This window comes from Paracoccus zhejiangensis, from assembly GCF_002847445.1.
Classification (GTDB): domain Bacteria; phylum Pseudomonadota; class Alphaproteobacteria; order Rhodobacterales; family Rhodobacteraceae; genus Paracoccus; species Paracoccus zhejiangensis.
The window spans coordinates 54,807-68,996 of sequence record NZ_CP025431.1; the positions used below are offsets into that span (position 1 = coordinate 54,807).

14 protein-coding genes are annotated in these 14,190 nt (G+C 65.7%); 12 read left to right on the plus strand and 2 right to left on the minus strand.

What is annotated here, in order from left to right:
* Positions 1-15: 15 nt before the first annotated feature.
* On the plus strand, positions 16-951 hold the full coding sequence (locus CX676_RS19620; RefSeq protein ID WP_101754492.1) for a hypothetical protein: 936 nt from the start codon (positions 16-18) through the stop codon (positions 949-951).
* Here the strand turns inward: CX676_RS19620 and CX676_RS19625 are convergent.
* The gene (locus CX676_RS19625; RefSeq protein WP_101754493.1) at positions 948-1,322 is read right to left on the minus strand and encodes a hypothetical protein; all 375 of its coding nucleotides are present in this window, start codon (positions 1,320-1,322) and stop codon (positions 948-950) included. The genes CX676_RS19620 and CX676_RS19625 overlap by 4 nt on opposite strands.
* Positions 1,322-1,759: a DUF6484 domain-containing protein gene (locus CX676_RS19630; protein WP_101754494.1), complete on the minus strand. Its 438-nt coding sequence runs from the start codon at positions 1,757-1,759 to the stop codon at positions 1,322-1,324. Before CX676_RS19630 ends, CX676_RS19625 begins: the two co-directional genes overlap by 1 nt.
* Before the next feature lie 253 nt (positions 1,760-2,012).
* Between CX676_RS19630 and CX676_RS19635 the strand changes: the two genes are divergently transcribed.
* The 11 genes from CX676_RS19635 to icmH all read left to right on the plus strand — a co-directional run bounded on the left by CX676_RS19635 (position 2,013) and on the right by icmH (position 14,187).
* A complete protein-coding gene (locus CX676_RS19635; RefSeq protein ID WP_101754495.1) occupies positions 2,013-3,164 on the plus strand; it encodes a type VI secretion system protein TssA in 1,152 nt (383 codons plus the stop codon).
* A gap of 40 nt (positions 3,165-3,204) precedes the next feature.
* The gene (gene tssB / locus CX676_RS19640) at positions 3,205-3,744 is read left to right on the plus strand and encodes a type VI secretion system contractile sheath small subunit (RefSeq protein ID WP_101754496.1); all 540 of its coding nucleotides are present in this window, start codon (positions 3,205-3,207) and stop codon (positions 3,742-3,744) included.
* 2 nt (positions 3,745-3,746) lie between these two features.
* Entirely contained in the window at positions 3,747-5,258 is a 1,512-nt protein-coding gene (gene tssC, locus CX676_RS19645) for a type VI secretion system contractile sheath large subunit (protein WP_101754497.1), read from the plus strand.
* Positions 5,259-5,379: 121 nt separating this feature from the next.
* Positions 5,380-5,856, plus strand: coding sequence for an Hcp family type VI secretion system effector (locus tag CX676_RS19650; protein WP_101754498.1), 477 nt, complete (start codon positions 5,380-5,382; stop codon positions 5,854-5,856).
* Between the two features lie 95 nt (positions 5,857-5,951).
* The gene (locus CX676_RS19655) at positions 5,952-6,602 is read left to right on the plus strand and encodes a type VI secretion system baseplate subunit TssE (RefSeq protein ID WP_232816703.1); all 651 of its coding nucleotides are present in this window, start codon (positions 5,952-5,954) and stop codon (positions 6,600-6,602) included.
* Positions 6,602-8,485, plus strand: a complete 1,884-nt coding sequence (gene tssF / locus CX676_RS19660; protein WP_101754499.1) for a type VI secretion system baseplate subunit TssF — start codon at positions 6,602-6,604, stop codon at positions 8,483-8,485. Before CX676_RS19655 ends, tssF begins: the two co-directional genes overlap by 1 nt.
* Complete coding sequence (gene tssG, locus CX676_RS19665; protein WP_101754500.1) at positions 8,449-9,525, plus strand: type VI secretion system baseplate subunit TssG; 1,077 nt, start codon at positions 8,449-8,451, stop codon at positions 9,523-9,525. The genes tssF and tssG overlap by 37 nt, the downstream gene beginning before the upstream one ends.
* On the plus strand, positions 9,522-11,021 hold the full coding sequence (gene tagH / locus CX676_RS19670) for a type VI secretion system-associated FHA domain protein TagH (protein WP_101754501.1): 1,500 nt from the start codon (positions 9,522-9,524) through the stop codon (positions 11,019-11,021). Before tssG ends, tagH begins: the two co-directional genes overlap by 4 nt.
* 4 nt (positions 11,022-11,025) lie before the next feature.
* On the plus strand, positions 11,026-11,490 hold the full coding sequence (tssJ, locus tag CX676_RS19675) for a type VI secretion system lipoprotein TssJ (RefSeq protein ID WP_101754502.1): 465 nt from the start codon (positions 11,026-11,028) through the stop codon (positions 11,488-11,490).
* 14 nt (positions 11,491-11,504) lie between these two features.
* Positions 11,505-12,839, plus strand: coding sequence for a type VI secretion system baseplate subunit TssK (tssK, locus tag CX676_RS19680; RefSeq protein WP_101754503.1), 1,335 nt, complete (start codon positions 11,505-11,507; stop codon positions 12,837-12,839).
* A gap of 7 nt (positions 12,840-12,846) precedes the next feature.
* The gene (icmH, locus tag CX676_RS19685) at positions 12,847-14,187 is read left to right on the plus strand and encodes a type IVB secretion system protein IcmH/DotU (protein WP_101754504.1); all 1,341 of its coding nucleotides are present in this window, start codon (positions 12,847-12,849) and stop codon (positions 14,185-14,187) included.
* Positions 14,188-14,190: the final 3 nt, after the last annotated feature.

Sequence of the window (14,190 nt, forward strand, 5' to 3'; positions counted from 1 at the left end):
AAGAAGGGGGGAATCATGAAATTCTATCGGAACCTGTTGAGATCGCGTGGTGCAGAGGTCGAGGTAATGAATGCCTATTGCTTCGATGACAATGAGTTCTTTGCCGTCATCCAGGCAGTCAATGACACGACCGAGCGGCGGGCATCGATCCTGGTCCGTGTCCCGAAAGACGAGCCCCAGAAATTTGAAGTTCTGGACGAGTTCGACAGAAAGACCGTCGACTACTACGCGCCCAATGCAAACTTGCATTTTGTTCAGGCCAGTGGGCGCCACTTGCGTGTGATCCGCGATCGAGAGATGTCCAGGCACAGCTTTGTCAGCTACATGACCTCCCTCATGCATCTTGCCGGAGCTCCGCAGGAAAGCGTCATAGTCTATGGCGACGAAGGAATGGCCTTGCATTTCAAGGATGGCACGTTTTCGCCTCTAGAGACCGGCTTGGAAGAGGATCTGCATGCACTTCACGTTAATCGAGAGGGGCTTTTCGCCGTCGGCGGCAATTACGGTGCTTTTGCCATGGGATCGGCTGACAGGCTGAACCCGATCGACCTTGGGATCGGTTCAAGAATTGTCAAACTGCATGTGCGTGACGACGGAAGCGTCGCGATTGCGCTCGACGGTGCGCCGGCGTGCGAATTGCGAGGAGAAGAGTTGATCACGTTCAACGACCATCCCGCCGAGTGGTTTTCGATCTGCACCTACGACGACAGCGAGTTGTGGGGCGACAGCCTGTTTGGCATGTATCTTAGGCGCGGTGCAGAGTTCGTGCCTATGTGCAAAACTGGATACGCCTATAAAATGAACGTTGCCGGGCGCAACCTTGTCGTGAACTCTGCCTTCGCCGTGCGCATATTTGATGGAGCATCTTGGCGTACATTTGCACTGCAAGCTGACCCGGACCAGCCTTTCGTGGAAACTGAGTTGGACTTCGAGCCGAACTGGCCAGGCTAACCCCGCACAGGCGGGTCAGGGGTGAAATGAGAAAACTTCTCTGCCAAATAGCCCCGCACCTTCTCCAGATCCAACGCCGCCACCCTGAGCCCCGCCGCTCCTGGCTGCAGCATGCGGAGGACAAACAATTCCCCCGCCTCGGGATATTCGGCATAGCGTTCCTCGGCCACGCGCAGCCCGTCGGGGCCGGCGACGCGCAGCCCGTCGATATGGGCGTCCAGCCGCTCGACCAGGCGGGCAAGCCGTTCCGCGTCCATCTCGGCATTCTCTTCGGGATGCAGCAGGTTGTAGTCATAGACCGTCCACAGGAAGGCCGCCTGCTCGGCGTGCTGGCGCAGCATCTCTTCGACGACCGGGGCGCGGTAGGTCATCAGTTCAGGTTGACCGAGCCGCCGCGGATCCGGTTCGAGGCCGAGGCGTGGCTGACAAGGTTGGTGCCGCGGATGGTGATGTGGCCGTCCTTCTCCATGATGATCGAAGCCTTGCCGACGCGCAGTTCGATCCGCTCTGCGGCGGTGACCTTCACCGTCTCGCCGTCGCGGATGACCTGCGGGGCAACTGCGGCTGCGGCATCGGGCCGCACCGGTTCGATGATGCGGCCGATGATCAGCGGGCGGGACAGGTCGCCATCCTCGAACAGCAGGGCGACCTCTGATCCCGTATGCTCGGCGGCAAGCGGGGTCAGGCTGCGCGCGGGAATGGCGTGATCGCGGGCGTTCGAGGGGAAGACGACAAGCGCCGCGCCATCCCTGAACCCCATCAGCAATCCGATGACAACGCCGTCCAACCGGTTCTTGACGTCCATCACGCGCCTCGTCACCGGCGAAATACCGGTTCGGTCATTATTCCACAGTGACGGCATTTCACCAAGGGCCGCAATCTATTTCCGTCGGACAAGATCCCCGACCCCAGCGGGTCAAAAAACCGGCCCTGGGCGATCGGCTATCCGCCCGATTTTTCAAGATCATTGCAAGAATCGCGACCGTCTGCAAGAATGTCAAAATCCACTATGTCAGGTTAAATAATAGATTATCTTTTGGGATCGTGAAGGCAGGAGCCGAATGGATCTGGAGAGTCTACTGTCCCCGCTTGCCGGGGAGCAACCCTCTGGGGTTGAGTTGCGCAATGATGCGCGCTTCCATTCGATCGAGCGTTTGCTTGAGCCGGCAGCCCGTGAACATCGCGTCAAGGCGGACGGATCGGTCAACGAATCCGCCGCGCCGGTGGATTGGTCCAGCGTGCTGTCGCAGGGCGAGGACTTGGCCGGCGACGGGCGCGACCTGCGCCTGCTGGTGATCCTGGTCCGGGGGCTTTACGCGACCGAGGGGTTCACCGGCCTGTCGCAGGGCATCGGCCTGTTGCAGCGCAGCGTTGGGGACTATTGGGACAGCCTGCATCCGGGCCTGCGCGACCGCGACGATCCGCAGATGGCGGCGATGGCGCGCAGCAATGCCCTAAGGCAATTGGACAATAGCGACAATGGCTTGCTGGGCGACATCCGCTTTGGAATCGCCTTCAGCCCGCGCGGCATCGGGCCGGTTTCCTTCGACGATCTTGCCGGCATCCTGCTGTCGGATTTCGAGGTGCAGTCGCGGATGGCATCGGGCCTGAACAAGGCCGAACAGGATGCGATCCTGGCGCGGCATCAGGACCGGGCCAAGCGTGCGCGCTCGGCTTGCAGGGCGATGGCCGCCGAAGAGGCCGAAGTTGTCGGGGCGATGGTCGCCGATATGGGCGTGTGTCTCGCCGGGATCGCTGCGCTGTGCCAAGTCTTTGGCGAGAAGGGCGGTTTCGACGGCGCCTCGGGCCTTGGGTTGAAGGAACTGACCGATTTCCTGACAAACTGCCGTAAATCGCTGGAAACGGCATTGGCAGAAACCGCAGCCCAATCCCCGGCGAGTGCAGCCGAGCCCGTCGCAACCCCGGAACGCCCGGCCGCAGCGGCCGCCGCATCGCCGGCCCCTGCCCCGGCAGCCGCAAATGGCGCCGCCGCTCGGCCCGGCGAGATCAATTCCCGTGGCGATGTCGAATTGGCGCTGGATCGGATCGTGGCCTTTTACGAACGCACCGAACCATCAAGCCCCATTCCACATGTCGCGCGCCGCCTGCGACGGATGGTCGCAATGGATTTCCTGCAATTGATGACCGAAATCGCGCCATCAGGATTGAAGGAATTCCGTAATATTGCTGGAATAGAAGAAAATAAAAAGTAATTGTTAACTGCACAACTCGGAAACTAGAAAGGGTCCGCGGATGAGCGAGAGCAAACAGAAGGTGATCGAGCGGAACAGGGCGCCGCGCGTCCAGATCGCTTACGACGTTGAGCACTATGGCAGTCCGACGACCATCGAACTGCCTTTCGTGATGGGTGTGATGGCCGATCTTGCCGGCGAATCCGAAACCGCCGAGGCCAAGAGGCCGGTCGGCGACCGGAAATTCGTCGAGACCGATGCCGGACGCTTCAACAAGTTCATGGAGTCGCTGTCGCCGCGGGTGAAGACGCGGGTGCCGAACGCCCTGCCCGCCGCCGAGGGCGCCGAAGCCGACGAGGAACTGTTCGTCGATCTCAGCTTCAAGAGCATGAGCGACTTTGCCCCCGACAAGATCGCCCAGCAGGTGCCGGCGCTGAATGAACTGCTGAAGATGCGCCAGCAGCTGGAGCAGTTGCTGAGCTACATGGATGGCAAGGTCGATGCCGAAAAGCGCATCGCGCAGTTGCTGAACAACGAACCCTTGCTGCAGCAGGCGGCCGAGCAGGCCATGGCGGCGGGCAAGTCGGGTGAGGAGGGCTGAACATGGCTGACGCGAAACAGGAAGCCGCCGCGGGCGGTGCTGCCGAGGCCGAAGCCATCGACCTGGCCGAGTTCAGCGAGCTTCTGGAAAAGGACTTCCGGGTCAAGGACAGCGAGGGCGAAAAGCTGAAGGCCCTCGTCTCGAACCTTGCCATCGCCGCGAAGGAACGCTCGGGCACGGCGACCATCTCGGGCAATGCGATCAAGTCGATCAAGTCGCTGATCGCCGGCATCGACCAGATGCTGTCCAAGCAGATGAACGAGATCCTGCATGACGAGAAGCTGCGCAAGATCGAGGGGACATGGCGCGGGCTGCATTACCTGGTCAACAACACCGAGACCGATTCCAAGCTGAAGATCCGGGTTCTGAACATCAAGAAGAACGAACTGGCCGATATCCTCGAGGATTACGAGGGCCAGATGTGGGACCAGTCGCCGGTCTTCAAGAAGATCTATACCGATGAATACTCGATGTTCGGCGGCGAGCCGATCGGCTGCATCATCGGTGATTACGAGTTCGGCCATAAGCCCAAGGATGTGGGCATGTTGCGCAACCTGTCGGGCATCTGCGCCTCGGCCCATGCGCCCTTCATCGCGGCGGCGGCGCCGCAGCTGTTCCGCATGGAAAGCTGGCAGGAACTGCCCAATCCGCAGGACCTGCAGCAGATCGTGTCCGGGCCGGAATATGCCAGCTGGCAGTCGCTGCGCGAAAGCGAGGATGCGCGCTATCTCGGGCTGGCCATGCCGCGGGTGCTGGGGCGGCTGCCCTATGGCGCGGATACGGTGCCGGTGAAGGGCTTCGACTTCGAAGAGGTCATCGACGCCAAGCATGACAACTATGTCTGGATGAACGCGGCCTTCGCGATGGGCGTGAACATCAACCGCAGCCACAAGCTTTATGGCTGGGGAACGCAGATCCGCGGGGTGGAATCGGGCGGCACGGTGCTGAACCTGCCGGTGCATACCTTCCCGACCGACGATGGCAGCGTGGCGATGAAATGCCCCACCGAGATCGCCATCGACGACCGGCGCGAGGCCGAACTGGCCAAGCTGGGGATGATGCCGATCCTGCATCGCAAGAATACCGATGTGGCGGCCTTCATCGGCGCGCACAGCCTGCAGGATGACGAGGCGCGGGCCGGGCGGCTGGTCGATCCCGATGCGCAGGCCAACGAACGGCTGTCGGCGAACCTGCCCTATCTCTTCCCGGTCTCACGCTTCGCGCATTACCTGAAGGCCATCGCGCGCGACAAGGTCGGCACGTTCAAGGAACGTAACGACATGCAGAAATGGCTGTCGGAATGGATCAACCGCTATGTGCTGGCCAATCCGTCCATGGCCGACGACCGGGCCAAGGCCAAGCGCCCGCTGGCCGCCGCCGAGGTCCAGGTCGACAGCGTCGAGGGCCGTCCGGGCTATTACAACGCCCGCTTCTACCTGCGCCCGCATTACCAGCTGGAGGGCATCAACGCGAGCCTTCGGCTGGTCTCGGAACTGCCGTCGGTCAAAGGCTGACGGCAGGCCCCGCGCCGGATGATCCCGAACAGGCCGGTCCCGGCCTGTTCAGCCTTAACACCGCTGGTCGCAGCCCTTTGGGCGATCAAACCCCTAATCTGGTACAGAAAGGAAGAACTCCATGGCATTCAGCGGCTATCTGAAAATCACCGACATCCCCGGTGAAAGCAAACGCGCCGACCACGAGGACGAGATCGTCATTTCGGCTTTCTCCTGGGGGGTCAGCCGGGCGGCGTTCCGCAACTCGGGCGGCCAGCGCGAAAGCGGCCTGGCCGATATCCAATCCCTGCAGGTCAGCAAGGATTACGACGCCTCCTCGCCCTATCTGGCCCTGGCCTGCATCAAGGCCAAGAACCTGGGCGAAACGGTCATGACGCTGCGCAAGGACCAGGGCGACGCCCATTCCGACTATCTGACGATCACCATGACCAATACGCTGGTCGAGAACTACCAGACCTCGGGCGGCGGCGGCGGCAATCCGGTCGACAGCTTGACCCTCAGCTTCGACACGCTGAAGATCAAGTATATCGCCGATGCCGACGACCTGACCGCCGGTGACGAGCACGAGGTCGAATACGACACGCTGGCGGCGAAATGAGCACTGCCTGCGGGCAAGGCTGACAGGTGGCGGAACGGGCAGATATGCAGCCATCCCTGCGCGAGGCGGTTCAACCATCCTTGTGGGACCGCCTCGTGGACGAATTGCATGGGCTGGGCGCCGAGTCGGCCGCGCTGCGGCGCGAGCTTGGCCGGAAACTGGGCGGCGAGGCTGCGGTGGATGCGCTCCTGTCCGACGGCCCCCGGACGATCGAGGCCGACGACTCGCTGGATGACGAGACCCGGCGGCGGGCGTATCAGCTGGCCGCGCTGGATCGACGCCGGCAGCGGCTGGAGGAGGGTGGCGTCATCGTCACCCCCGATGTGCTGCGCGAAGCGGTTCGTCGCGATATCGAGATGCTGTTCAACATCGAACGGTTCGAATCCAGCTATCTGCTGAGCGAGCGCGAACTGACCACCACCACCCTGCCCGAGGAACTGCTCGAGGATTACCCCGAGGTCCGCCGCTCGGTGGTGAATTACGGCGTGCCGTCCTTTTCTGGTCGGCACGGCTCGGATTTCGACCCCGATGTGCTGTCGCGCGAACTGGTCGAGGTGCTGCGCATCTTCGAGCCGCGGCTGAAGCGCGACAGCGTCAAGGTCAAGGTCTCGGCCAATGACAAGACCGGTCTCAGAATCGAGATCGACGCATTGCTGATGCTGTCGCCGGTGCCGGAACGACTGCGGCTGTCCACCATGATCGATCTGGACAATGGCCGCGCTGTCACCTCGATGGAGGAGCGGTGATGGACCGGGTGTTCCTCGACTATTACGAAGAGGAATTGCAGCATATCCGATCGCTCGCGACCGAGTTCGCGGCGCTGCATCCCAATGTCGCGCGCAACCTGTCGATGGATGCGATCCCCTGCCCCGACCCCTATGTCGAGCGGCTGCTGGAGGGCGTGGCCTTCCTGGCGGCGCGCACCCGGCTAAAGGTCGATGCCGAATCCAGCCGCCATGTCCGCGACATGATCGACGCGCTTTACCCCGATCTGGCGGGGCCGGCGCCGGCGATGACGATTGCGGAATTTGCGCCCGGTCCGCAGGTCGATGTCATGCTGGACGGCCATGCCGTGCGCCGCGGCACCCGGCTGGTCTCGGCCCTACGCGAAGGCACGCGGACTCGCTGCACCTATACCACGGCGCAGGCGGTGCAGATGTGGCCCCTGCGGCTGGTCTCGGCGGATTACCTGCAGGACAAGGGCGCGCTGATGCAGGCCGGCCTGTCCGAACGGGTGGCCCGCACAGCCAATGCCGGGCTGCGGCTGAAGATCGCGCGCCGGGGCGTCGGCCCGCTGTCCGAGCTGTCGCTCGACACGCTGCCGGTCTTCTTCGGCGCGGGCCAGCGCGGCGGCGTGATCTTTGACGCGATCTTCGGTTTCGGCGCGGGGGCGGTGGCGCGGCCCGCCGACAGCAAGGCGGTCTTCGCCCCCATCGCTCAGCCCACCATGGTCGGCATCGAGGACGACGAGGCCTTGCTGCCCCGTGTGCGCCAGTCCTTCGAGGGCTATCGCCTGCTGCGCGAATATTTCCTGATGCCCGAGCGGTTCCATTTCGCCCGGCTGAACGGCCTCGCGCGCAGCGTGCGGGCCTGCACGCAGGTCGGCATGGCGCTGGAGGTGGTGATCCTTTTCGCGCGCCAGCGCCCGGAACTGGCGGGTGTTTCCGCCAGCGATTTCCGCCTGTTCGCAACGCCGCTGGTCAATCTCTTCGAGCATGAATGCAACATCGTCGAACTGCGCAAGGGCCGCTCGGCGCACCTGGTCCATGCCGACCGGACCCGCCCCAAGGATTTCGAGATTTTCCGCCTGCAGCGTGTCCATGATGCTGCCGTCGAGGGACCGCAGGCCAGCCTCTCGCCGCTGATCTCGGTCGAGGCGCGGGCCGAGAGCGGCCATGTCTACAGCACCGAGCGCCGCCCCCGCCGCCCCGATACCGAAGAGGTGCGGCGCGGGCAGACCCGGTCCAGCTATTCCGGCGATGATTTCTATATCACCGTGGCCCGTCCCGCCGGGATGCCGAAGGTGGCGCCGATCACCCAGCTGGATATCCGCGCGCTCTGCACCAATCGCGACCTGCCGATCCTCGACGACCGCCCGACCCTGACGCTGGAAACCGGCGATCCGGTCCAGCAGGTCAAGCTTCTGGGTCCGATGCGGCGGCCGCGCGCCTCGCTGCGTGCCAGCCTGCCCTCGGGCGCGACCGATGACCGTCGGATGGATGACCTGACCTGGCGCTGGATCGCGCAGCTGAGCCTCAACCACCTGTCGCTGGCCATCGATGACAAGGATGCCGAACCGCTGCGCGCCGTGATCCGGCTTTACGCCGACCGGGGCGATCCGGCGCTGACCCAGCATGGCGATGCGCTGATCCGCGTCACCTCGCGCGCCGTGGTCGACCGGCTCGAAATACGTGGTCCGCTGTGCTTCGCCCATGGCACCGAGATCACGCTGGATATCAACGAGGCGCTGCTGACCGGCGGAAGCCAGTTGTTGCTGTCGGCGCTGCTGGCGCGGTTGTTCAGCCGGCAGGCGGCGATCAATTCCTTTGTCCGCACCCGCACGCGGTTGGTTCAGTCACAATTGGAGGTGGTATGGCCGATGACGACCGGCACCCGCGCACTGATCTGACCCCCGGTCCGGCAGAGGCGTCGGCGCCCGAGATCGCCAACATGGATTTCTTCGAGCTTCTGCGGCAGCTCGAAACCGCGACCCTGCGCTTTGGCCGGGCCGGCGGCGCGGCCACGGAGCCGGCGCGACTGTCGCAGCAGCCACGGCAATCCTTCGCGGTCAGCGACCTGGCCGAATTCACCCCGGGCGGCGAGGGCCAGCCGCCGCGCATCGCCGTCAATCTTCTGGGCCTGATCGGCCCCGAAGGCCCGATGCCCCTGCACCTGACCCGCTGGATCATCGCCCGCCAGTCGAGCCGATGGTTCGCCGGGGCGGAAAGCGGCGGCGCCTCGGCGGATACCTCGTTCCTCGATTTCATCAACATGCTGCAGCACCGGATGATGGCGCTTTACTGGCGGGCCTGGGGCGATGCGCGCTCGTCGGTTCAGCTGGCCCATGGCGATGGCGGCCAGGTGGTGGCGATGATGCGCACGCTGGCCGGGATCGGCCTGCCCGGGAGCCGGGGCGATGATGCGCGGCTCGACGGCTCGAAGCTCAGGCACGCGACCTCGCTGGCGCAGGAGGTGCGCGGACCCGACCGGCTGACCTCGTTCCTGCAATCGGTGCTGGGAGTGCCGGTGACGCTGGGGGAATTCGTCGGCGTCTGGCTGGACATCCCCGACCACCTGCAGACCCGCGTGGGCGTGCAGCACAACCATCTTGGGGCCGGGGCCATGGTGGGGGCCCGCCGCTTCGACCGCCAGTCGCGCGCCGAGATCCGGCTTGGCCCCCTGTCGCGGGCCGAGTTCGACCGCTTCACCGATGACCCGCAGATCCGCGCGCGGCTGCGCCACGCGCTGGTCTTTGCGCAGGGCAACGATATCGATTTCGACGTGCGCCTGATCCTGGCCGCGGATGAGGTCCCCCACGCCCGGCTCGGTGCCTGCCGCCTTGGCCTGACCACGTGGATCGATCCGATGAAGGGCCGCGATGCCGATGATCTCTGCTATACTCGGGTCAACGGGGACACTTCGGCAGCCGGCATGAAAGGTGCGGCATGAGTGTAAGACTGGTCATAGAATCCTCGCCCCATGCCCAAAGCGTGACCGAGCGCGTCTTTTCCGGCGGGCGTCTGGTGATCGGGCGCAGCGACGATGCCGATTGGGTGCTGCACGATCCCGACATGTACGTCTCGCGCCAGCATTGCATCCTGACCGAGCAGAACGGCAGGGTGATGGCGACCGATGCCTCGAGCACCGGCCTCTTCATCGACAATGCCGCGAACCCCGTCGGCACCAGCAAGGCCGTGCCGATCGAGCCGGGAATGCGCCTGCGCATGGGCGATTTCGTCCTGAGGGTCGAGGCGGTCTCGGGCGTAACGGCGGGACCCGCACCGCGCGCGCCTGTAACCGGCGGCATGGTCTTCGATTTCAGCCGTCGCGAGGACGAGCCGCTGCCGCCAGAGCCGGCGCCCCGCCCGAAGGACCTGCCTGATCCCTTCGGCCTGTCGAGCAGCGCCCGCAGCCACGAACGCCAGCGCCCGCCCGCACCGCCGAAGCCGCTGGATCAGGAGGATGCCTTCAGCCTCGATCTGCGCCGGGCCTTCGACCAGCCGGCGCCAGCGCCTTCACCATCGCCGACACCCGCACGCGCCGCGCCGCAAGGGACGGGTGGCGGCTATTTCGACAGCCCGGCTTTGGCAGGCACGCCCCCTGTCGCCCCGGCTCCGCCCCCCGTCGTGCCGGTCGAGACCCCGGCCGCCGCGCCCGATCTCTTTGCCGATTGGGGCCGCCCGCGCGAGGAAGCGGCAGCCGACCGGACCGAGGCCATCGAGGCCACCCCGGTCCTTTCCGCGCCGCCCGCCCTTGCGCCGGAGCCAGAGCTGGAGCTTGAGGCGCGGCCCGACCCCGCGCCCCAGGTTCCAGAGCCGGCCCCTGCGCGCGCGCCTCTGGACCAGTCCCCATCCCCACAACCTCAAAGCACCGGCGGCGATGCCTACGAGGCGCTGCTGCGCGGCATGGGTCTGGACCCGGCGCAATTCGCCGGCGATCCGGCGCAGCAGGCCGAGCAGATCGGCCGGTCGATGCGGATTCTGGTCGACGGGCTGATGCAGCAATTGCGGACCCGCGCGATGGCCAAGCAGCGGGCACGGGTGGCGCAGACCATCGTTGCCGGGGCCAATGTCAATCCGCTGAAATTCCTCGCCACGTCCGACGAGGTTCTGGCCAGTTTCCTGCAGCCGCGCGGCCGCAGCTACCTGGGCCCCGAGGAGGCACTAAACGAGGCCTTCCGTGACCTGACCGACCATCAGCTGCGCATGTGGGCCGCCTTGCAGACCGCCCTGCGCCGGATGATCGACCGGTTCGATCCCGAGCAACTTGAAAAGGCGATGGCCGATGTCGGCCTTCTGGAAAGCCTGATCGCCGGTGGCCGCAGCGCCAAGCTGTGGCGCCTTTACGAAGAGCGCTATCGCGAGATCGCCCGCTCCGCCGAGGATCAATTCCTCGGCGAGGTCGGGGCCGATTTTCGCGAGGCCTATGAAAGTGGAAGGAGTTAGCAGGATGACGAGCTATTTCGACAGGCGGGCCCTGCTTGCGGCATGCGCCACCGCGCTGCTGCTGGCCAGTTGCGGCCCCGGTGAAACGCCACCCACGGTCCTCGCGGTCACCGCGCAGGGGTCAGCCGGGATGAACCCCGGTCCCGATGGCGCCGACCGGCCGGTGACACTGAATATCCTGCAGCTCTCGGGCACGGGCGCGTTCGACGCCGCCGATGGTCTGGCACTGCAGGACCCGGCGACCGCGCTTGGCGCGGATCTGGTCAAGGCCGACCAGATCGTTCTGGCACCGGGGGCCAGCGCCTCGACATCGATCACCGTGCAGGCGGGCGTCACCACCATCGGCGTGACTGCAGGCTTCCGCGATCCCTCGGGGCGCAGCTCGCGCCAGAAGATCCCGGTTCCGGCGGCCTCGGCCCCGGTGACCATCACGGTCGGATCGGGTGGCCTGTCGGTAAGCGGCGGCTGAGCAGCGGGATTCGCATGACGGATAGAAACAAGGTCGTCTGGTCCGAGGGACTGTATCTGCGGACCCAGCACCTGCAGCAGCAGGACCGCCATCTCGGCTGGCTGGTGCGGCAGGCTTTGCGTGCCACGCCGCTGCAAAGCTTTGGCTTCGTGGCCCTGCAGCTCGACCGGGCGGCGCTGGATGCCGGGCAGGTCGCGCTCGAGATCGCCGACGGGATCATGCCGGATGGCACGATCTTCTCGGCGGTCGACAGCTGCCTGCCGATCGAGCCGGTGCCGGTCACCGCCAAGACCGCCGCCGGGCTGGTCCATCTTGCGATTCCCTCTGAAACCTCGGGCGGGGCCGAGATCGACCCCGCCCATGAAGACCCGTCCGGAATGCGCTATCGCGGTGATTTCACCACCATCCGCGATGCCATTGCCGGCGGCGCCGAGCCGACCGAGATCGAGATCGCCCGGTTGGCGCCCACGCTGCTGCTGCCGGGGCAGGAAACGCGCGGCTATACCACCCTGCCACTGGCGCGGCTGACCGGGTTGACCGCCGAGGGCGCGGTGGCGCTGGATGACGGTTTCCTTGCCCCCGCCCTGCATATCGGGGCGGTGCCCTGGTATGGGCAATTCCTCAAGGAGATGGTGACCGGGCTCGACCGGATCGCCGACGCCCATGGCTCGATGGTGCTGGGCGGTACCGGCGCCTCGATGGAGAACCTGCTGATCCTCGAACTGGCCAACCGCGCCCGGCCCCGGCTGGCGCATCTTCTGGCGCAGGACGATTGCCACCCGTCCGAGCTGATCTGCGAACTTGCCGGTCTGGCGGGGCAGATGGCGACCTATGGCGCCTCGGCCCGGCGGATGACGGAACTGCCGGTCTATGACCATGCCGATCCGCAGGCGGCCTATACCGCGCTGGCCGATACCCTGCGCTCGCTGATGCTGTCCCTGCGCCATGTCGAGCCGAAATCGCGCGCCCTGCCGGTCTCGCGCCATTCCGAGAACATCTGGACGGTGCGCATCGACAATCCCGAGATCATCAAATCCAGCCGCATCGTCCTGCGCATCGGCGGCGACCTGTCCGAGGCGATGCTGCGCAAGATCTTCGTCGATCAGGCGACGGTGGGTGCGGCGGGCGATTTCGACAAGCTGTGGAAATCGAAGCTGCCGGGCATCCCGCTGAAGCCCTTGAATTCGCAACCGCGCGAGATCCCCTATGACGGCGACCGGCTGTGCCTCGAGCTGGACCGGGGGTCCGAACATTACGCCGCGCTGGCCGATGCGCCGGGATTCGTGCTGGGCGTGGCGGGCAAGCTGGAGCGTGAACCGCAGATCGACTGCTATGCCGTGAACCGATAGGGCCGAAATGACCAATGACGATCCCTTTGGGCTGGATGCGGACGCCGGGCGAACCCGGGTCCGTCCGCGGCGTGCGGGCGGCGAAGCTCGACCCGCGACCCCCGCCGACGCGGCCCGGGGTGCGCCGCTGCGCACCGTGCGCGCCAGCGACAACCCGCTGGTTCGGGCCTTTGCAGCGCTTCTGGGGATCGCGCCGGAATTGCAGCGCGCCGTCGCCCCCGACAATCCCGACGTGCTGCGCACCCGGCTGCAGGACAACCTGACCCATGCCCGCGACGCGGCGGTGACCCTGGGCGTGCCGCTGACCCGCGCCGATCAGGGCGCCTGGTTCGTCGGCGCGCTTCTGGACGATGTGGCGATCAACACGCCCTGGGGCAGCGCCAGCGGCTGGCCGCGCCAGCCCCTCGTCGCCTCGATGTATGGCAATGTCGATTCCGGCAGCCGCTTCTATGACCTGGCCGAGGAATTGCTGCGCTATCCCGAACGCGACCCGCAGCTGCTGGAGCTGGTCTTCCTCTGCCTGTCGCTTGGCTTTCGTGGCAAGCACCGGATCAGCGGCGCCTCGGGCGAGGCCGAGATCGCCCGGCTGCGCGCCCAGATGGCCCGCGTGCTGCATGACCGCGATACGGCGGATGCGCCGCTGTCGCCCAACTGGCGCGGGGTCGAGGCCAAGGACGAGGATCGCAAGTTCATCGTCCCGATCTGGTCGCTGGCCTTGATGGCCATCGCCCTGACCACCGCCATCTATGTCGGCCTGTCGCTGCGGCTCTCGGGGCGCGGCGAGGACCTGTTCACGCTGGCGGGCGTGCTGCCGCCACCCGAACGCACCGCGATCTTCCGCCCGGCCATCGGCACGCCGGACGCGCCGCCGCTGGCCGCCAACCCGCTGCTGTTCGAGCTGCTGCCGCTGTTTGCCGAGGCCGCGCCCAAGGACACCGCAGCCGCGCTGACCGGGCGCGAGGATGTCTCGATCGCCGTGGTCGTGGTGCAATCCACCAATCCCGAGCTGTTCCAGTCGGCCAAGGCCAATATCAACGACAGCTATGGCCCGCTGGTCGCCTCGATTGCCGGGGTCATCACCGAAAATGCCGAGCTGATCGGCTCGGTGCGCGTGGTCGGCCATACCGACAGTGTGCCGGTGCAGACCGCGAACCCGTTCAAGTCGAACCAGGGGCTCAGCGAGGCGCGGGCCAAGGTGATCGCCGATCTTCTGGTCGCGGCGGGGGTGCCGGCGGGGCTGATCACCTCTGAGGGCAAGGCCGCCACCGAATCCATCGCCGACAATGCCACCCGCGAGGGCCGGGCGCGCAATCGCCGGGTCGAGATCATCCTGCAGAAGAAGGTCTAGGTG